Here is a 19,280-nt window from a genome sequence, read left to right on the forward strand (position 1 = left end):
ACCTGCCGCATCACCGCCGCCGCCCGTTTCGACCATGACGCCCTGTGCGTCGGCAGCGACACCCCTGCCGCTGCCACCGAACGGACATCCGCCGGTCGCACTATGGTCGCGTCCGCTAAATCGCTTGCGTCCTCATGTCCCTGATAGACCCGTCTTCCGCATCCCCCCTGCCCGGCCCCGACCACGCGACACCCCCGGTGGATCGCGGCCGCCGGCGCATCCTCGTTGCCGGCGCCGGCCTGGCGGCGGCGGGGCTGCTCAGCCCGTTCGCGCGCGCCAGTGGCAGTGCCGACCCCTTCACGCTGGGCGTGGCGGCAGGCGACCCGTTGGCCGACGGCTTCGTGATCTGGACACGGCTGGCGCCCCGCCCGCTGGACCCGGACGGCCGCGGCGGCCTGCGCGCAGTAGTGCCGGTGCGCTGGCAGGTGGCCAGCGACCCGAACATGCGCAACGTGGTGCGCCAGGGCGAGACTGTCGCCAGCCCGGCGTGGGGCCACGCGGTGCACGTGGAGCTCACCGGCCTGGCCGCCGATCGGCCTTACTGGTACTGCTTCCAGGCACTGGGCGCACGCAGCCCGATCGGCAGCGCGCGTACCTTGCCGGCAGCGCATCAGATGCCGGACACGGCGCGGTTCGGCTTCGTGTCCTGTTCGCATTGGGAGCTGGGGTACTTCAGTGCCTACCGCCACCTGGCTGCCGAGCAGCCGGATCTGGTGTTCTTCCTCGGCGATTACATCTACGAATACAGCAACCACGGCGAGGCGGCCAACAAGATCGTGCGCCCGCATGGCAGCGGCGAATGCCTGGATCTGGCCGGCTACCGCAACCGCTATGCGCTGTACCGCACCGATCCCGACCTGCAGGCGCTGCACGCCGGCAGCGCCTGCGTGGCGACCTGGGACGACCACGAGGTGCAGAACGACTACGCCAACCGCTGGTCGCAGGATCCGTCGATTGCAGTCGACACCTTCCTGGCCCGACGCGCCGCCGCCTACCGCGCCTTTTACGAACACTTCCCGCTACGCGCGCGGCACCGCCCGCATGGCGCGGACATGCGCATCTACCGCGCGCTGGACTACGGCCAGCTGGCACGCCTCTACGTGCTCGACGGGCGCCAGTACCGCAGCGAACAACCCTGCCCGCAGGCCAATGGCTGGCGCCGCGGCCGCGTGGTGGACGACAGTTGCCAGGAGCGCACCGACCCGCGCCGTACCATGCTTGGCTGGGAGCAGGAGCGCTGGCTGCATGGCGGCTTCGCGCAATCGCCCGCACGCTGGAACGTGATCGCGCAGGATCTGCTGGTGGCGCCGATGGCGCAGCCCGGTCGCGATGGCACGGTCGGCCACTGGACAGACGGCTGGGACGGCTACCCGGCCACGCGCACCCGCATGCTCGATGCGATCGCCAAGACCCGGCTGCGCAACCCGGTGTTCTGGGGCGGCGACATCCATTCGTACTGGGTCACCGATCTGAAGGCCGACCCGGCCGACCCGGATTCGGCAACGCTGGCCACCGAATTCGTCGGCACCTCGGTCACCTCCGACGGCCAGCGCAATGCCGAACTGCACCAGACCATGGCGCTCAACCCGCACGTGCATTACGTCGACGGCGAAACACGCGGCTATGTCTCGGTGACGCTGACGCCGGGCCGGATGGAAACGCGCCTGCAGGGCATCTCCGACCGCCGCGACCGCCAGGCCACGGTGTCGACGTTGAAGCGCTTCGTGGTCGAAGACGGCAAGCCCGGTGCGGTGGAGGCGTGAGTCCAGCGCTGCGCTGCGGCAGCTCGTGGTTGCTGCATCCGCCACTGCGCATGCGTCGTTCGCCGACAACAGTGGCAGCACGCATGCAGCGCTAGCCACGACCTCGCCATGCACACGCTCACCTGCGCGCTAGGCATTGCGCTGCCTGCACGCACACAGCGCACGCGCAGCTGCGCCACCGCAGCGATGGACACGTGCCGGTAAGACAGCGGCGCTATAGCTGGACACCGCTGCCAGAGTTTGGGGAACGCCATGCCCGCCGCCGCATCCTGCAAGGCCTGGGTGCCGGTTTGTCGCTGCCGGCCACTGCCGGTTGGCCCGCACGTCACCTGGCCGCACCGTCCGGGCGGCCGATCATCACCGATGGCGTGCAGAGCGGCGATGGCGTGGATGCCCGCGCCATGGTGTGGAGCCGCGCCGATCGGTCGTCGCGGCTACGTGTGGAATGGGATACGCGGCCCAGCCTGCGCCAGGCGCGGCGCGTGGACGGGACGATGGCCGGTTACCAGTTCTTCGGCGAAGTGGAAATCGATGGCGGCAGCGGCGTGCTCACGGTGACCTTGCGCGATCTGGACGGCGTGGCGCAGTTTCGTCAGCCGATCCTGCCGCACGGCGCCGCGTAGGCAACCGCAGCGGGCGTATCAGGCGCCCGCCAGCGGATAAAACGCCAATGCGGCACGACATTCCGGCGCGGCCCACCATTCGTGCAGCTGCCATTGCGCAGCCTGGCCAAGTGCCGGATCGCACCACTGCAGCCGCAGCGCACCTTCAGGCGTGAGTGCATACGCCAGCCGATGCAACCCGAACGACAGGCCATGCCCGTAGGCCTTGAGCAAGGCTTCCTTGGCGCACCACAGCCGAAAGAACAGCGCATGTTGTGCCTCCGGCGCCAGCGCGGTGAGCAAGGCGATTTCGTCGGGATGGAAGAAGCGTTGCGCGATCTCCAGAACCCGCGGACGCGCGCGAATGCGCTCCAGGTCCACGCCCAACCGCACGCCGTTGCCCAGGCCCACCAGCAAATACTCGCCGCTATGGCTCCAACCGGTATCTCGTTCGGGCAGCGCCGGCTGCAGCGAGGGACGCCCGCGTGCATCGCGCTGCAGCGGCACCTGCGCAGGGTCAATACCCAGCGCCGGGCCAAGCAATTGACGCGCCTGCGGCTCGCCACGTTCGCCATGCCGGTGCGGGCGCAGCCACAGCTGCACCGGCCCGACCTGCCAGCTTGCGTACGCTGTCACGCCTCGTGCACCAAACCGAACACTCGGCCATCTCGTTCATTGCGCTCGACAGCTGCTTCACGCACGGCTGCGTTGAATGGCGCCCATGCACCACTTCCGGTGCAATCGAACGAGGAGATCGGCAACATGGGCATCATCATCTGGTTGATCGTCGGCGGCATCGTGGGTTGGCTGGCCAGCATCATCATGCGCCGCGATGCGCAGCAGGGCATCATCCTCAATGTGGTGGTCGGCATTGTGGGCGCACTGATCGCCGGTTTCCTGTTTGGCGGCGGCATCAACCAGGCCATCACGCTGTGGACCTTCGTCTGGTCGCTGGTGGGCGCGGTGATCATGCTGGCCATCGTCAACCTGTTCACCCGAGGCCGCGTGCGCTAACGCGCAGCGGCAGTTACACATCGCGTCATCAACGCCCGGGCCTGCCCGGGCGTTGTCGTTTCAGCCCTCCGCCGCAAGCCGATCGGCCGGGTGGTGCACGCCGTCTTCCACCGGCACGGCGATGTTCAAGGCATACGGGTTGACGCCTTCCAGACAGCCGACGTTGTAGCCGTATTCGTTGGGGTTGGAGCGGCGCCGGTGATGCGTATAGATCCCGCACACACCGCAGAAATAATGCGCCGCCGTCTGCGTGTTGAACTGATACAGCCGCAACACGTCTTCGCCCTGCAACACATGCAGGCCGTCCAGCGTGACCGAAGCGACGATGGCGCCGCGCCGGCGGCACATCGAACAATCGCAGCGGCGCGGGTCGAGCAGGCCGTGCGGCAACTCCAGGTCGATCTGCACTGCACCGCAGTGGCAACTCAAACGGTGCACCGGCCCCAGCGTGACATCGCCCACCTTGTGCGTGCTGCGACGCAGATGCCGCTCGCTCATGCGCCCGCTTCCGCCAGCCGCACCCACGCCGGTGCGTGATCGCTGGGGCGCTCCCAGGTGCGCGGTTCGCGGTCGATGCCCGATTCCACGGCACGTGCGCGCAAGGCCTCCGAGACCAGGGTCAGGTCGATGCGCAGGCCGAGATTGCGGCGGAAACCGGCCTGGCGGTAATCCCACCAACTGAACTGCTCGGCTTCCTCGTGATGCAACCGGAATGCATCGTGCAGGCCAAGCGCCAACAATCTTTCCAGCGCGGCGCGCTCGGCGGTGGAAGTGAGGATATGGTGCTCGTTCCACACCGCCGCATCGTGCACGTCACGCGCATCCGGGGCGATGTTGAAGTCGCCCAGCACCACCAGCTGCGAATGGCGTTGCAGTTCCTGCGCGATCCAGTCGTGCACCGCGTCCAGCCAGCGCAGTTTGTAGGCGTATTTGTCGGTGCCCACGTCCTGACCATTGACCACGTACAGATTGATGATGCGCACGCCATCGACAGTGGCGGCGATCACGCGCTGCTGCACGTCGTCGAACCCGGGGATACCCAGTTGCACGTCCAACGCCGGCGAGCGCGACAGGATCGCCACGCCGTTATAGGTTTTCTGCCCGCAAAACACGCTGCGATAGCCCAGCTCGGCCAGCGCGGCATCCGGGAACTTGTGGTCTTCCAGCTTGGTTTCCTGGATGCCCACCACGTCCGGCGCAAACGCGCCGAGCCACTGTTGCAGGTGCGGCAGGCGCACGTTGAGCGAGTTGACGTTCCAGGAGGCGATCTTCATGGCGGCGGCCGTGGTTCAAACCGCCAATGGTACCGCGGCCATGCTGGTCAGTCCGACGCGCCCGGCCGGTCGTGATGCTCGGGGCCGGCCGTCATGGCCGCGGCCTGACCGTGCGGTATTGGTTGCGCTCCCCGCTGCGTGCTCCGCGTAGGTCGATGTTGGCGCACAGGCGGTTTCCACACAGGACGACATCGCTGTTGGCCACCGCGTGCAGCACCTTGGCGTCCAGCCGGTAGCGGGTCAGATCCTGGCGCGCCTCGGTCAGCAGGTACACGCTTGAAGCACAGGCCAGCACCGTCGCCACGATCAACCCAGCGCAGGTAAGCCAGGCGCGGGTGAGCCACCGCCTGCGCGGCGCCTCGTGCGCGGTTTCCGCCGCCTGCAATGCGGTGCCGGAGCGCGAGATCACTGCGTCCAGCCGGCGCGAGGCCGGTGCCAGACTGCTATCGAGCGCCCGTTGCCAGGCCTGCTGCAGCTGCGGCACCGCGCCGCCGACCAGGCGGTCGATTTCATCGCCGTTGCGCGCGAACAGGGCGCGCAGCGCTGCCATCTCCCGCTCCAGTGCGGCGTGCTGACGCTGATCGCGCGCTTCGATGGTGGCCGCCAGCGTGCCCAGCGCCCTGGCCAGGTCCTTGAGCTCTTCTTCGCGCATCCGTCTTCTCCGTCACCACGCATCTCACCCTGGACGTGATAGGCGACCACGGTGTCGGCGGTGTCGTAAAGCTGCACACCGGGCGTGCTCTTTGCAAAGCGCTGCGCGGTTTCTGGATGCAATCGGGCTGCGTTGAACGTGGTTGCCGGAACGCCGCTCACCGCCGAGGCTGCCGATCCCATGCCGCCGCCCAGGGAATGGCCGGCAATTTCAAAATCGATTCGCTGATCCTTCATGCGCAATGCCAATCGCATGGCGCGATCGTAGTAATCGGTCTGCATGCCAACCGACTGCGGGAAGTTGTTGGCCAGAAAATCTTCGGCGCTGGTGTCCCGCAGACCATCGGCGGTTGCCACTTCTCCCGCTGAGCCTTTGTAGACCACGGTGGGCTTGTAGCCGGGTCCGAGAACTGCCGGATCGGGATAGCTTCGATCGTTCCAGAGTCCATGCGATGCACGGGAACTCCTCTATTGAACACCAGCGTAGGATCCGCCTTGCGTTTCAGCAACCAATGGACCTCCTCGAATGCGCCACCAATTGCGTAATTATCGATCAGCGTTCCTCCCATGCCTGCTAACGCATTCACGTCAGCGCCGCGTTCGACCAACAACTGGATGTCCGCCCGTTTATTTTGTTTGATGAGTGCGTGAAAAAGTAAGGTTTCGTTGTTCGCATTGCGTGTATTGGGATCACCACCATGATCCAACGGCAATTTGAGATAGATCGGGTCATCCTGCTCGGCTGCCCAGACCATTGCATTTGAGTTATTGCGTGCGCCTCGATCCAACGTCTGGTAAGGCAGCGCCACATTCGGATCGGCCCCATTGTCCAGCATCGCCCACCCTATCCAGCGACACCGGCGCGTCGCCGCCGGCAGGCGCGGCCGGGACGGCGGGCTCGCCGGCATAGACGCTCAGGCTGGCGCTCACGCACAGCGCCAACAGGCACACACGGGGAAGCGGACAGGAGCGATCGCGTGACATGGGACAACCGTAGGTGACAGAGGCTACCGATTTAATACCTTACTGTGAATTAATTATTTCGTGGAAGCAGGTAAGCTAGCCATTCCCACGTGACACCGCTCGCCATGCCGTCCTCTGTCGCCGTCGCCTTGCCTCCACATTCGCCTGCCTTCCTCGGCCTGAGCCTCAACGAGCGCGACATGCTCGACCGCCTGCGGCTGGCCGGCGTGCTCACCCGCGCCGACCTCAGCCGCGGTACCGGGCTGACCGTGCAGACCGCAGTGCGCCTGATCGAAGGCCTGCAGGCACGCGGCATGGTGCAGATGGGCGAGGCGGTGGCGCGCATGGGCCGCGGCAAGCCCGGGGTGGCGGTGTCGCTGAATCCGGCGCACGGCCACACCCTGGGCATTTCCATCGCCACCGACGCGCTGACCCTGGCGCTGGTGGATTTTTCCGGGGCGGTGCTTGCCGTCAGCGAGGTCGCGCTAACCGATACCACGTTGTACGGCGTGCTCACCCAGTTGCAGGCGGCCGATGCCGCGGTGCTGGCGCGCGTGGACGATGCCGGCCAGCGGCTGGGCATCGGCGTGGCGATGAGCGGGTTTTTCACCGGCGAGGATGCCTTCATCAACCCGCCCGAGCCGCTGCGCGCCCTGGGCCAGATCGCACTGTGCCCGTGGCTGGCCGACGCCTTCGGGCAGCCGGTATGGATGGACAACGACGGCAGCGTCGCCGCTGCCGGCGAAGCGATGCTGGGCATCGGCCAGCGTCATCGCGACTTCGCCTATCTGTATCTGAGCTACGGCCTGGGCGGTGGCCTGGTCATCGACGGTCAGGTGATGCGCGGTGCACGCGGCAATGCCGGCGAGTTCGCCGGCATGTTGCCGGCGCTGCAGCTGGAACGCGCCACGCTGGAATTGCTGCGCGAACTGCTGGCCGAAGACGGCGTGACATTTACCGATGTGCGCAGCTTGCTGGCGGCTTACGACCCGGCCTGGCCGGCGATCGACCGCTGGATCGCGCGCAGCGCACCGGGGGTGTCGTTGATCGTGTCGGCCATCACTGCAGTGTGCGACCCCGAAGCCATCGTGTTCGGCGGCCACCTGCCCGGCGATCTTGCCCAGCGGCTGATCGCCGCGGTGCAGATCGACAACCTGCCACGCCATGGCCAAGCCCGCCCACTGCCGTTGCTGCTGCCGGCCGAAGCGCCCGCCGATGCCTGCGCGATCGGTGCGGCCACCTTGCCGTTGAAAGCGCGTTACTTTCGGTAACGCCGCAACCGCGCCGGCCGGCACCGAATCCGTCCCGGCATGCGCATCGCGCATCGCCCGGATTGGAGCAGCATCACTTGCATGGCGGCAAACATCTCAGCGAGCGCAGCACCTTGGCATGCAACTCGCGGGCAAGCAGGACCACCTGTTGCTGCGTGACTGCATCCATGTCGTCGAACATCTCCTCGCCGCGCAACGGCGTTGCGGGCTGCAACGGGCGGCCAAACGGCTGCTGGAACACCAGCCGCCCGGCATCGCCATACAGCGGCTCGGCTATGTCCAACAGGGGCGAAGACAGCAGCTGATCCAGCACCGGCATCGCTGCCCGGTCGCCGTGCATTGCCCTTTCTTCCAGGTTGGCCAGTGCCTGCTCGGCCTCGGCACGGCCCGGGAACGAGAGTGGTTGTGGCCGGCCATCGGCCCCGAGGTCGGGCTGCTGCTCGATGAACCGACGTGCGCGTTGACGCAACAGTTCGAGCTGCGCATCCGGATCACCGCCGACTGCGGCCTGACGCAGCGGTTGCTCCACCTGTGCGTAGTCGCCCTGGCCGATGTGCCGGCAGGCCATCAGTTGTGCCGCGTGGTCAGGCGCGCGTTGCAAGGAGCCCTCAGTCGCATCGCGCGCCGTCGCATCCGCGGCACCCACCGAGCCTGCGGTGGAATGCGCCGCCTCGGTGAGCGCGGCGCAACGCGCGTACATGTGCGCGCGCGCATAAGGCGCCGCGACGGCGGTGCGCATGGCGGCACGGCCACAGTGACGCCACTCGGCCACACCACCTTCCGCCAAAACGCAGAACGCCGGCACTGGGCCGGCGTTCTGCGTTGTCAGCCGTTGCTTGCGCTATCGGTCAGTGACCCGAGGCACCGCTCGCACCCAGGCCGGTTTCGGCACGGATCTGCTGCGCCTTGAACGCGGCACGTTCGTTGGCGGCCTGCGGGCTGCGGTCCAGCACCGAGAACAGCCAGATGCCGACAAAACCAACCGTCATCGAGAACAGCGCCGGCGAGGTGTACGGGAACGGCGCCGAGCCGGCCGCATTGCCCAGCGTGTCCACCCACACCGACGGCGACAGCACCGTCAGCACCAGCGAGGAGATCAGGCCCAGGAAGCCGCCAGTCACCGCGCCACGGGTGGTGCAGTTCTTCCACAACAACGACAGGATCAGCACCGGGAAGTTGGCCGAGGCCGCGATGGCGAACGCCAGCGACACCATGAAGGCCACGTTTTGCTTCTCGAACACGATGCCCAGCAGCACTGCGATCACCCCCAGCACCAGGGTGGTGGCACGCGAGACCTTGAGCTCCGAACCCGGCGCCGGATTGCCCTTCTTGATCACCGTGGCGTACAGGTCATGCGACACCGCCGACGCGCCGGACAGGGTCAACCCTGCAACCACCGCCAGGATGGTGGCAAAGGCCACCGCCGAGATGAAGCCCATGAACACATTGCCGCCCACCGCATTGCCGACCAACACCGCCGCCATGTTGGCTGCGCCCTTGCCGCCGTGGATGGTGCCGGTGGCGACATCGGCAAACTGCGGGTTGGTCAGCACCAGTGCGATCGCACCGAAGCCGATGATGAAGATCAGGATGTAGAAGTAGCCGATCCAGGTGGTGGCCCACAGCACCGACTTGCGTGCCTGCTTGGCATCGGGAACGGTGAAGAAGCGCATCAGGATGTGCGGCAGGCCGGCGGTGCCGAACATCAGCGCCATGCCGAACGAGATCGCCGAGATCGGGTCCTTGACGAAGCCGCCCGGCCCCATGATCGACAGGCCCGCTTTGGCTGCATCCTCCGGCGATGCACCGCCGTTGGCCGCAATCGCGGTCTTCACCCGCACGCCCTCGGCAAACAGCGCCTCGAAGCTGAAGTTGAAGTGCCACATGATCGCCACGGCCATGAAGGTCACGCCGGTCAGCAGCAGCACCGCCTTGATGATCTGCACCCACGTCGTTGCGGTCATGCCGCCGAACAGCACGTAGACCATCATCAGCACGCCGACCAGCGTCACCGCCACCCAGTAGTCCAGGCCGAACAGCAACTTGATCAACGCACCGGCGCCGACCATCTGTGCGATCAGATAGAACAGCACCACCACCAGCGTGCCCGATGCGGCAAAGCTGCGGATCGCCGTTGGTGCGAAGCGATATCCGGCCACGTCGGCGAAGGTGTACTTGCCGAGGTTGCGCAGGCGCTCGGCCATCAGGAAGGTCAGGATCGGCCAGCCGACCAGAAAGCCGATCGCATAGATCAGGCCGTCGTAGCCATTGGCCATCACCGCCGCGGTAATGCCCAGGAACGAAGCCGCCGACATGAAGTCACCGGCAATCGCCAGGCCGTTCTGGAAGCCGGTAATACCGCCGCCAGCGGTGTAGAAATCTGCGGCCGATTTGGTCTTGCTGGCCGCCCACTTGGTGATCCACAAGGTGCCCAGCACGAAGAGGCCGAACATGGCAATCGCCACCCAGTTGGTGGGCTGCTTGTCGACCTGGCCCATGTCGCCACCGGCGGCCAGTGCCAGGCCGGTCGGCAGCAGGCCGGCCAAAATCAGGAGAAGGCGCGAAGTCTTGCTCATTTGCGGGCTTCCTCCAGGATCTGCGCAGTCAGCTGGTCGTAGGTGTTGTTGGCACGGCGCACGTAGATGGCGGTGATGATGATGGTGAACACCATCACTCCGATCGCGATCGGAATGCCGATCGAGGTCACCCCTGCGCCGATCGGTTTGGCAAGGAATTCCTTGTCGAAGGCGATCAGGCCGATGTAGCCGTAATAGGCCAGCAACATCAGCACGGTGAGTGTCCAGCCCAGCGTATTGCGCTGACGCTTGAGTGCGTGGTACTTCGGATTGGCATCGATCTTGGCGATCAGTGCGTCATTCGAGACGGTCATGGTCTGTCTCCTGGAGTGCGGGCGGCACGGCCCGCCCACATGCGTGGCGGGCTGCCGGCGGGGTGAATCTTAGAAGCTGTACTTGGTGGTGAACTGCAGACGCGAGATGTCGCCGCTGTCGCCGTTTTCGGCTTCGCGACGGCCATACATCAGCTCTGCACCCACGTCGACCTTGGGCAGTGGCGAATAGAAGACGTTGGCACGGATGCTCTGCTGCGACTTGCTGGCAAGCCCGCCGGTGTTGGCCAGGCTGTGGTCGTAGTCCACGCGCGAATACATGATGGTGCTGCGCAGCTTGGCGTTGTAGTCGTGGCGCCAGGCCACCCAGCCAGCCACGGTGCTGACAGTCTGGATGTTGCCGTCGATGTCGATCTCCACATCCGAGCCGTTGCCCAGACCCAGATAGCGGCCAAGACCTTCGCCATAGGCCAACTGATAACGCAGGTCGTTGCTGGAGTTGATGATCCAGCGCCCGCCGCCGGCAATGGCGCCGCCGAAATCGGTGTCGTTGGTCAGCGCACTGCGGGTGCGGTACTGGCGCGCGATGGCCGACAGGCCGAACGTACCCCAGGTGCCCTTCCAGTTGTAGCGCGCGGTCAGGTCCGGCATCGCGCCGTGGTCTGCGGCCAGGATGGTGTTGCCGCCCTGGTAGGGCGTTGTCAGTGTTTCGGTGTTTTCGGCCGAGACGCTGAAGGCGCCGCGGGTGTAACGGATCTGGGTCTGACGGCTGAACAACACACCGTCGGTCGGCCCGACGATATCGGCCGCTTCGGGCAGGATGGTGGCATCGACGAAGTTGGACCAGGTCTGGCCGGCCAGCCAGTTGTTCCAGCTCATGTAGGCATGTCGCAAGGTGCCGCCGTACAAGTTGTTGACCTGGTTGGCCAGCGCGTTGCCGAAGAAATCCAGTTCGATGAAGCCGGTGAGCTTGTCGCCGTTTTCGGTAACCGTGTCCACGCCCAGGTTGAAGCGCGAGAACTTGGCGTGGAAGTCGGTGTCCGTGCTCGACGCCTGCCCCCCGACAGGCGTCTGCGTCGGAATGTACAGGTAACGCCCAACCGCACCTTCCGGCAAGGCGCCGTCGCTGGTCCGGGTGGTCATGAAGTCGGCCTTGATGAAACCGTCGAAACGAAACGTTGTCCCCGGCAACGCGTTCGGCGTAATGCTGCTCAGCTGGATCGGCCTTTTGCCGGCAGGCACCACCGGCGCGGCAGGCATCTGTGCCTGCAAGGTGCGCACTTCCGTGACCTGGGTCTGCGTCTGGGCAATCTGGCCCTGCTGCTGTTGCTGCGCCGAGACCAGCAGCTGAACCTGACGCTCGAGCTCGGCAATGCGGGCTTCCAGCGCTTTTTCCTTGGACGTTTGCGCGAACGCCACGCCCGGCAGGATGCTGGCCACGAACAAGGCAGCCGCCAACGGATGGCGCACCAGCGGTGCAGTACGGTGTTTCATGGAACCCTCTCCCCAATGAAGGCCTCGCGCTTGATGGCGATGCTGTGCGGAGCGTGAGGCAGTCCGCGCTTCGCAGCCTATTCGCCTTTGGTCGTAGCTGCAACGCAGCATTCCACAAGGTGACCATTGGTCGCACCAGAACTCGCAATGGGTGTGCGGCAGCGCACACCCCAGGTTACGACCATGGTCTAACGCGCCGTTGACTAACGGGACAGAGTGGATACGGCACACTGAGAACCTACTGAGGGCAGCGGCAACGCCTTCTCCCGACACGTTCATTGCAAGTGAGGCTGCCATGGCTGATGTTTATCCCGTCGATCCCGCGTTCGCCAACGGCGCACGCGTCAATGGCGAACAGTACGCAACGCTGTACCGCGAATCGATCGAGCATCCCGAGCAGTTCTGGGGCAAGGCCGCACAGCGGTTGAGCTGGTTCAAGCAACCTACCCAGATCAAGGATGTCAGCTACGCGCTGGACGACTTCCACATCCGCTGGTTCGGCGACGGCGAGCTCAACGCCAGCGTCAACTGCCTGGACCGCCAGCTCGCCACGCGCGGCGACAAGACCGCGCTGCTGTTCGAACCCGACAGCCCGGACGCAGCCTCTTACCCGGTCACCTACCGGGAGTTGTACGAGCGCGTCTGCAAGCTGGGCAATGCGCTGCGCAACCTGGGCGTCAAGAAGGGCGACCGGGTCACCATCTACCTGCCGATGATCGTCGATGCCGCCGTGGCCATGCTGGCCTGTGCGCGTATCGGTGCGGTGCACTCGGTGGTGTTCGGCGGCTTTGCCGCCAACTCTATCGCCGACCGCGTGATCGACTGCCAGAGCAAGTTGATCATCACCGCTGACGAAGGCCTGCGCGGCGGCAAGAAGATTCCGCTCAAGGCCAATGTCGATGCGGCGCTGAAGATTCCCGGCACCAATACGGTCGAAACGGTGCTGGTGGTGCGCCACACCGGCGGCGCGGTGGAGATGCAGGCACCGCGCGACCGCTGGTTCCATGATGTGGTCGACGGCCAGCCGGCCGAGTGCGAACCCGAGCGCATGAACGCGGAAGACCCGCTGTTCATCCTCTACACCTCCGGTTCCACCGGCAAGCCCAAGGGCGTGCTGCACACCACCGCCGGCTACCTGTTGTTTGCCAGCTACACGCACGAAGTGGTGTTCGACCTGCGCGAGGACGACATCTACTGGTGCACCGCCGACGTGGGCTGGGTCACCGGCCACAGCTACATCGTCTACGGCCCGCTCGCCAACGGCGCCACCGCGCTGATGTTCGAAGGCGTGCCCAATTACCCGAACGTGTCGCGCTTCTGGGAAGTGATCGACAAGCATCAGGTCACCTTGTTCTATACCGCGCCCACCGCGATCCGCGCGCTGATGCGCGATGGCGAAGCGCCGGTCAAGAAAACCTCGCGCAAGAGCCTGCGCCTGCTCGGCAGCGTTGGCGAGCCGATCAATCCGGAAGCCTGGCGTTGGTATTACGAAGTGGTCGGCGACAGCCGCTGCCCGATCGTGGACACCTGGTGGCAGACCGAAACCGGCGGCATCCTGATCTCGCCGCTGGCCGGCGCGGTCGATCTGAAGCCCGGCTCGGCCACGCTGCCGTTCTTCGGTGTGCAACCGGCGCTGGTCGATGCCGAGGGCAAGATCCTGGAAGGCGCCACCGAAGGCAATCTGGTGCTGCTGGATTCGTGGCCCGGCCAGATGCGCTCGGTCTATGGCGACCACCAGCGTTTCATCGACACCTATTTCCGCACCTATCCGGGCAGCTACTTCACCGGCGACGGCTGCCGCCGCGATGCCGATGGCTATTACTGGATCACCGGCCGCGTGGACGATGTGATCAATGTCTCCGGCCACCGCATCGGCACCGCCGAAGTGGAAAGCGCGCTGGTCTCGCACCCCAAGGTCGCCGAGGCGGCCGTGGTCGGCTTCCCGCACGACGTCAAGGGCCAGGGCATCTATGCCTACGTCACCCTGATCGCCGGCGAGACGCCGAGCGAAGAACTACACAAGGAATTGATCACCTGGGTGCGCAAGGAGATCGGCCCGATTGCATCCCCGGATCATCTGCAGTGGGCACCAGGCCTGCCGAAGACCCGCTCGGGAAAGATCATGCGCCGCATCCTGCGCAAGATCGCCGAGAACGCACCGGATCAACTCGGCGACACCTCGACCCTGGCCGACCCATCGGTGGTGGATTCGTTGGTAAGCGAGCGGTTGACGCGCTAACGCGCTGGCGCGCGTTGGGCATCGGGAGTGGGGAATCGATCAAGCGGTTCCCTGCGAACGGAGGGAATGAAGAATGGGGAATGGGGATCGTTGGGCCGGTTCCCTGCCAGCGGGCGAAGAGGCGGCAGGGGAATTGTAAAAACAGTCCTCCGCCCACCTCTGTTAACCGGTGTTTAGCACTCTCCCGAACCACCATCCGCACCCAATGCACCCATTTCTCGCTGCTGTCCTTAGCTGTTGATGTCACTCTTGGCGTTTGCTTTTGCGATTCCCGATTCCCGATTCTCGATTCCCCCTCCCGATTCCCGGCGCCAAAATGACCACCCTGCTGATCGCCGACGACCATCCCCTGTTCCGTGAAGCCTTGCGCGGGGCGGTGCAGCGCGTGATGCCGGGGGTGCAGTTGTTCGAGGCTGACACGGTGGATGCCTTGTACACCCTGGCAGATGCGCAGCCGGATGCCGATCTGTTGCTGATGGATCTCAACATGCCGGGCGCGCAGGGATTCAGTGCGTTGGTGCACATGCGTTCGCTGCATCCGCAGTTGCCGGTGGTGGTGGTGTCCGCGCGCGAAGAGCCTACCGTGATGCGGCGGGCGATCGACCACGGCGCGTTCGGATTCATTCCCAAATCTGCCGATTCGGACACCATCGGTCGCGCGCTCGCCACCGTGCTCGATGGCGAGCGCTGGATCCCGGCCGAAGCGCAGAACCTGCCGCCCACCGACAGCGAAGAGCGCGAGGTCGGCCAGCGGCTACGCGATCTCACCCCGCAACAATTCCGCGTGCTGCAGATGCTCGGCGCCGGGCGGCTCAACAAGCAGATCGCCTACGACCTTGGCGTGTCCGAGGCCACCATCAAGGCGCACGTCACTGCGATCCTGCGCAAGCTCGGCGTCACCAACCGCACCCAGGCGGTGCTGATGGCCGGCAAGCTCGCCATCGATGCCGACGGCATCGTGCTGCCGCCGCCGGAAGAGGATTGATTTGCGCGGTGCCTGCGGAGGGCGCACTGGAATCGCCGCATCGCGTCCGCGTCCGCGTCCGCGTCTACAGACCGATTCGCACTCCAGCTGGCCGTGCGGCAAGAGCAACAAACCAACACCGTTGTAGGAGCGCCCTTGGGCGCGAGGGCTTTATCGATAGAGCCTCATCGCGCGCCAGCGCGTACCGCTCCGGCGCCTTGCGCCCTGCCCTCGACTCCGGCGCGCGGGCAGGGCCTTGCGACCCTTCGGTGGCATGGACAAGTTGGTGAAGCCAGCGGGTCCAGCCGGTGGCGGCGAAGGCTCTGGAGATGTCGCTGCCGTCGTCCAGCAGCGCCAGCCCACACAGCCGGACGGAAAACGCCATCGCACGCATTACATGATCCTTCGCCGGTCGGCGCGCGCCGTGGCGCATGGCATAGGCAGGTATGGCCGCACGCCGGGTCGTGCATAGCGTTGCGCAGTAGTCCACCAGGTACTTTGGTGCATCTGGCGCTTCTGTGATGTGGTGCCACTGGTGCGCCTGGAAACCTGTGAACACCACGCTGGTGGCGAGCAAGCTCGGGGTTCGCTCGATCGCCGCGGCTTCTTGTGCCGGGAATCACGCACGTGGGCGAAATGGAACGGGGTTGGTTGTCGACCGCAAGCTGACGGACGCAGCGTTCAGCGCATCCCTTGGTCCAGCGTATCGCCTGCGTGCATTTCCGCGACCATTGCTGCGTGCACGTGGACCTGGGGTGACCTTGAACGCAGCGTTTAAACGTCAACACGCTTGTGTCTGCACACTCGCACCGACACGTCGTCGCACCGGTGCGCAAAGAGCTGATTGCGCAAACACCATCCCAACCGCCAAGCGCCAGTAACAAGCCCAAGCGCAGGGGCGTGATCGCATCCACAGCCGTGCGCCGCGCGCCATCTCAGTTGTCGATATCACCATTGACCATGAGCTGATGCCTGGGCAAGGCTCGGGCATCAAGGACGCTTTGGAGCTGGCATGGCGCGACGTTTCCCCTGGCTCTGGATGGGCCTGTTGATGGCATGTGCACTGATTGCGGTGCTGGCCTGGCAAAACAAGCAGCTGCGTGTGCAGCAGCAATGGCTGCAGGCGCGCATCAGCACGCCGTATGACGGCATGTATGTGCCGCGTATCGAAGTCACCGATGGCGATGGTCGGCGGCACATGCTGGGCGCACCGCACGGGCCGGCGCAGGTGTTGTTCTTTTTCACCACCACTTGCCCGTACTGCCAGCGCTCGGCGCCGACCGTCTTGCGCGCAGCGCGGCAGCTGCAGGCCAACCTGCCCGGCCGGCCGCAGCTGCTGGGCGTGTGCCATTGCGACGCCGCGCAGGCCGCGCGCTATGCGCATGTGCACGGCTTCGATTTTCCGGTGGTCACGTTGACCGATCGTCGCGCGTTGATGCTGTTTCGCGCGCGCAACGTGCCACTGCTGATGGCCATCGATGGGGAGGGGCGCGTGCGCCATTCGCATCTTGGCGTTTTCGATACCACGGAGCGGGTGCAGGACCTCGTCGCCGCCTTGCGCCGCACGGATGCGCCAGCGGCTTTTGCAACGGTGAAGGAGTAATGCATGAAGAAGCGTTGGGCAACCTTGCGCAGTGCGTTGATGGCGGCGACCTTTCTGGCCAGCACCGGGTTTGGTGCGTTCCAGGTGATGGCAGTCGACAACGTACAGCCGAAAGTGGAATCGTGTAGTGCATGGGCCTGCAAAGCCGAGTGTCCGGAGTTCGGCGGCGACCTGGGCCAGGGCAACGTCTGCTACTGCTGCGGCTAACAGCGCCCGATAGAGCAACTACGCCGCTGTCAGATGGAGAGGGCTGGTGGGACGGAAGCGGTGTGCACCACGCACACATGCCGGTTGTGCGTACTGCCAGCATCTTGCGGACACTGCACGCATCATCTTGATCATCGCTGTGACCAATGACGGCGAGGTCCCCCAGGGCTTCGCCGTTTATGGGTGAAATGCCGCAACCCGATGCCGGGACAGGGAAAGGAACGACCAAGACATCATGTCGTCATCCTCGTCATCGGATCAGGGCTGGTGTCTAGACCTCCGCGCCAGTGCAAGGCAACCGCGCCGGCCGCATCACACTTGCAACATCCAGCGCCCCGCTGATTTCGTCCGGCGAGGCGCCGTGTTGAACCGGCAGCGTCTCAGTTACGACCGGCCATGACGCCTCCATCGACATCCCAGATTGCGCCCGTCACCCAGGCCGCCTTGTCCGATAGCAGGAAAGCGACTGTCTCGGCCACATCCTGCGAGGTGCCGATACGGCCGATCGGGTGGAAGCTGTTGAAGCCCTGCAGCGCGTCATGTACCTGGTCCTTGGGAATGAAGCCTTCGTAGATCGGCGTCTGCACCACGGCAGGGGACACCGCATTGACACGGATGTTGTGTGCGGCCAACTCCATCGCCAGATGCTGGGTGAGCGAATGCAGGCCTGCCTTGGCCATCGAATAGGCCGAGGATGGAGTGGCCGCAATCGCCTGACGCGCCCACATCGAACCGATGTTGACGATGGCACCGGGGCGCGCATTGGCGATCATGCCGGACGCTACCTGCCGGGTAATGAAGAAGAACGCCTTGTTCAACTGCATGTACTGGTCGTAGTCGGCCTGGGTGTGTTCCAGGAACGGCTTGGGGAAGAACACGCCAGCGGCGTTCACCAACAGATCCACATCTGCATGCGAATTGCCGATGTCGGTCAACAGAGCGTCCAGACCCTGCGTGTTGCTCAGGTTGGCGGTCAGCGCGCTGACGTCGCCGATCTGCGCCAGTTCCGCGCGTGCCAGCGCGCTCTTGTCGGCGCGCTGGCCGACGATCACCGCGCGCCCGCCGCCTTGCAGCACCTTGCGCGCCGATTCCAGGCCGATGCCGCTGGTGCCACCGAGCACCAGAACCTTGTTGCCCTTGAAGATGTCGTTCACTTGGTGCCTCTTTAGTGTGCTTGGCTGGGAAATGCCGCGCGAATGGAAAACAGGATCAACCGGGGCCTGGCAGGGCTGCTTGCCAAGATCATCGCGTGCCGCCGTGCTGAGTCGACGGGGCAGATCCTGCGCCCGAGCGACGCTCCGCTCAAATGCTTTAATCTTTGCCGCACGAAAATAAAAACTATCTCAGGCATGAAGGCACATCTGAACTTTACGGGGCTGAGAGCACTTGAAGCTGCGGCACGTCATCGCAGTTTCAGTGGCGCGGCCGGCGAGCTGCACGTCACCCCAGCCGCGATAGGCCAGCTTGTTCGAGCGCTGGAAGATGCATTGGGCGTCGAACTGTTCGTCCGGGACAAGAGCGGGCCCCGGCGCCTGACGCCGACCGATGCCACCGAGCGCGCGCTGCCGGATATTCGCGCGGGCATGGAGCGACTCACGCGCGGACTTTCCCGCCTGCAGGAAAGTGCCAAGGGCGGTTTGCTCACCGTGACGACCAGCCCGGCGTTTGCTTCCAAATGGCTGCTTCCGCGCCTGGAGCGCTTTCAGTGCGACTGCCCAGAAACCGACGTACGTCTGCACACCGGGCTGAACCTGGTGGACTTCGAGCAGGACGGCATCGACATCGGCGTGCGCTACGGGCGGGGGCAGTGGGCGGGATTGACTGCCGAAAAATTGATGGACGAAGAGGTATTTCCGGTCTGCTCGGCGGCCTGGCTGCAGAGACACGGCCCGTTGGAGCGACCCGCTCAGCTGCAGGGACATCCGCTCATCCACGACTCGTCTGTCGATGGCCGCACCGGGTTCATGACCTGGCAGCATTGGCTGCACCGCGCAGGCGCCGACAACGTGGATGCTGCGCGCGGCATGCAGGTCAACAACTCGGCGGCGGTGCTGCAGTCGGCCATCGAAGGCAAGGGACTGGCGCTGGCGCGCAGCGTGATGGCGCAGGACGATGTCGCCAGCGGGCGGCTGGTGCGGCTGTTTCCTGAGCGATCGGTCGCGGCGGCGCTGGCCTACTACGTCGTGTATCGCCCCGAGTGCGCGTCCCTGCCGAAAGTGGTGCGCTTCAAGCAGTGGCTGCATGAGCAGGCGCATCAATGAACTGCCCGAATGACCTCGACATCTGCTGTGATCCGGGTGGTCGGCATGACCAACAAGCGCAATCCGCCCAGGACAGGCCTGCTGCCTGTCCGGCGACCCATCGTGCTATCGCGCGGTCCTGCAGGA

17 protein-coding genes and 2 pseudogenes are annotated in these 19,280 nt (G+C 65.2%); 9 read left to right on the forward strand and 10 right to left on the reverse strand.

Going from position 1 to position 19,280, the window contains the following annotated elements:
• Positions 1-134: 134 nt before the first annotated feature.
• Together M3O59_RS20020 and M3O59_RS20025 are read left to right on the forward strand one after the other, a co-directional pair.
• Positions 135-1,763, forward strand: a complete 1,629-nt coding sequence (locus M3O59_RS20020; RefSeq protein ID WP_116904785.1) for an alkaline phosphatase D family protein — start codon at positions 135-137, stop codon at positions 1,761-1,763.
• Between the two features lie 230 nt (positions 1,764-1,993).
• Positions 1,994-2,299: pseudogene (locus M3O59_RS20025) on the forward strand (PhoD-like phosphatase N-terminal domain-containing protein); the annotation flags it as partial.
• Positions 2,300-2,404: 105 nt separating this feature from the next.
• On the opposite strand, the gene M3O59_RS20030 reads toward M3O59_RS20025, so the two are convergent.
• A complete protein-coding gene (locus M3O59_RS20030; protein WP_116904784.1) occupies positions 2,405-3,001 on the reverse strand; it encodes a 4'-phosphopantetheinyl transferase family protein in 597 nt (198 codons plus the stop codon).
• A gap of 126 nt (positions 3,002-3,127) precedes the next feature.
• On the opposite strand from M3O59_RS20030, the gene M3O59_RS20035 reads away from it, so the two are divergent.
• Entirely contained in the window at positions 3,128-3,379 is a 252-nt protein-coding gene (locus M3O59_RS20035; RefSeq protein ID WP_116904783.1) for a GlsB/YeaQ/YmgE family stress response membrane protein, read from the forward strand.
• 60 nt (positions 3,380-3,439) lie between these two features.
• Here the strand turns inward: M3O59_RS20035 and M3O59_RS20040 are convergent, their stop codons facing one another.
• The 4 genes and pseudogenes from M3O59_RS20040 to M3O59_RS20055 form a co-directional block, all read right to left on the reverse strand.
• Positions 3,440-3,877 carry a GFA family protein gene (locus tag M3O59_RS20040; RefSeq protein WP_064633075.1) on the reverse strand — a complete coding sequence of 146 codons (438 nt, stop codon included), beginning with the start codon at positions 3,875-3,877 and terminating at the stop codon, positions 3,440-3,442.
• A complete protein-coding gene (gene xth / locus M3O59_RS20045) occupies positions 3,874-4,653 on the reverse strand; it encodes an exodeoxyribonuclease III (RefSeq protein ID WP_116904782.1) in 780 nt (259 codons plus the stop codon). Before xth ends, M3O59_RS20040 begins: the two co-directional genes overlap by 4 nt.
• Before the next feature lie 91 nt (positions 4,654-4,744).
• Positions 4,745-5,305, reverse strand: a complete 561-nt coding sequence (locus tag M3O59_RS20050) for a hypothetical protein (RefSeq protein WP_116904781.1) — start codon at positions 5,303-5,305, stop codon at positions 4,745-4,747.
• A 361-nt stretch (positions 5,306-5,666) separates the two neighbouring features.
• A pseudogene (locus M3O59_RS20055) lies at positions 5,667-6,143 on the reverse strand (ankyrin repeat domain-containing protein); the annotation flags it as partial.
• A gap of 249 nt (positions 6,144-6,392) precedes the next feature.
• Here M3O59_RS20055 and M3O59_RS20060 point away from each other — a divergent pair.
• Positions 6,393-7,538, forward strand: coding sequence for an ROK family transcriptional regulator (locus M3O59_RS20060; protein ID WP_116904780.1), 1,146 nt, complete (start codon positions 6,393-6,395; stop codon positions 7,536-7,538).
• A gap of 73 nt (positions 7,539-7,611) precedes the next feature.
• Here the strand turns inward: M3O59_RS20060 and M3O59_RS20065 are convergent, their stop codons facing one another.
• The 4 genes from M3O59_RS20065 to M3O59_RS20080 all read right to left on the reverse strand — a co-directional run bounded on the left by M3O59_RS20065 (position 7,612) and on the right by M3O59_RS20080 (position 11,880).
• Positions 7,612-8,277 carry a hypothetical protein gene (locus M3O59_RS20065; protein WP_147308420.1) on the reverse strand — a complete coding sequence of 222 codons (666 nt, stop codon included), beginning with the start codon at positions 8,275-8,277 and terminating at the stop codon, positions 7,612-7,614.
• Positions 8,278-8,386: 109 nt separating this feature from the next.
• Positions 8,387-10,114, reverse strand: coding sequence for a cation acetate symporter (locus tag M3O59_RS20070; protein WP_064633066.1), 1,728 nt, complete (start codon positions 10,112-10,114; stop codon positions 8,387-8,389).
• Positions 10,111-10,428 carry a DUF485 domain-containing protein gene (locus tag M3O59_RS20075; RefSeq protein WP_005995490.1) on the reverse strand — a complete coding sequence of 106 codons (318 nt, stop codon included), beginning with the start codon at positions 10,426-10,428 and terminating at the stop codon, positions 10,111-10,113. Before M3O59_RS20075 ends, M3O59_RS20070 begins: the two co-directional genes overlap by 4 nt.
• Before the next feature lie 69 nt (positions 10,429-10,497).
• Positions 10,498-11,880, reverse strand: coding sequence for a DcaP family trimeric outer membrane transporter (locus tag M3O59_RS20080; protein ID WP_064633064.1), 1,383 nt, complete (start codon positions 11,878-11,880; stop codon positions 10,498-10,500).
• Positions 11,881-12,175: 295 nt separating this feature from the next.
• Here M3O59_RS20080 and acs point away from each other — a divergent pair, with 295 nt between their 5' ends.
• From acs to M3O59_RS20100, 4 genes are all read left to right on the forward strand, one after another.
• A complete protein-coding gene (acs, locus tag M3O59_RS20085) occupies positions 12,176-14,119 on the forward strand; it encodes an acetate--CoA ligase (RefSeq protein WP_064633063.1) in 1,944 nt (647 codons plus the stop codon).
• Positions 14,120-14,435: 316 nt separating this feature from the next.
• Positions 14,436-15,104, forward strand: coding sequence for a response regulator transcription factor (locus tag M3O59_RS20090; protein ID WP_016901792.1), 669 nt, complete (start codon positions 14,436-14,438; stop codon positions 15,102-15,104).
• A 1,018-nt stretch (positions 15,105-16,122) separates the two neighbouring features.
• Entirely contained in the window at positions 16,123-16,686 is a 564-nt protein-coding gene (locus M3O59_RS20095; RefSeq protein WP_181920415.1) for a peroxiredoxin family protein, read from the forward strand.
• Between the two features lie 3 nt (positions 16,687-16,689).
• A complete protein-coding gene (locus M3O59_RS20100; protein WP_116904777.1) occupies positions 16,690-16,893 on the forward strand; it encodes a hypothetical protein in 204 nt (67 codons plus the stop codon).
• A gap of 380 nt (positions 16,894-17,273) precedes the next feature.
• On the opposite strand, the gene M3O59_RS20105 is transcribed toward M3O59_RS20100, so the two are convergent.
• Positions 17,274-18,047, reverse strand: a complete 774-nt coding sequence (locus M3O59_RS20105) for an SDR family NAD(P)-dependent oxidoreductase (RefSeq protein ID WP_116904776.1) — start codon at positions 18,045-18,047, stop codon at positions 17,274-17,276.
• 42 nt (positions 18,048-18,089) lie between these two features.
• Here M3O59_RS20105 and gcvA point away from each other — a divergent pair, with 42 nt between their 5' ends.
• Complete coding sequence (gene gcvA, locus M3O59_RS20110; protein WP_249046185.1) at positions 18,090-19,154, forward strand: transcriptional regulator GcvA; 1,065 nt, start codon at positions 18,090-18,092, stop codon at positions 19,152-19,154.
• Positions 19,155-19,280 lie beyond the last annotated feature (126 nt).

Origin of the sequence: Xanthomonas nasturtii, from assembly GCF_023337365.3 — a bacterium.
Taxonomy (GTDB): Bacteria; Pseudomonadota; Gammaproteobacteria; order Xanthomonadales; family Xanthomonadaceae; genus Xanthomonas; species Xanthomonas nasturtii.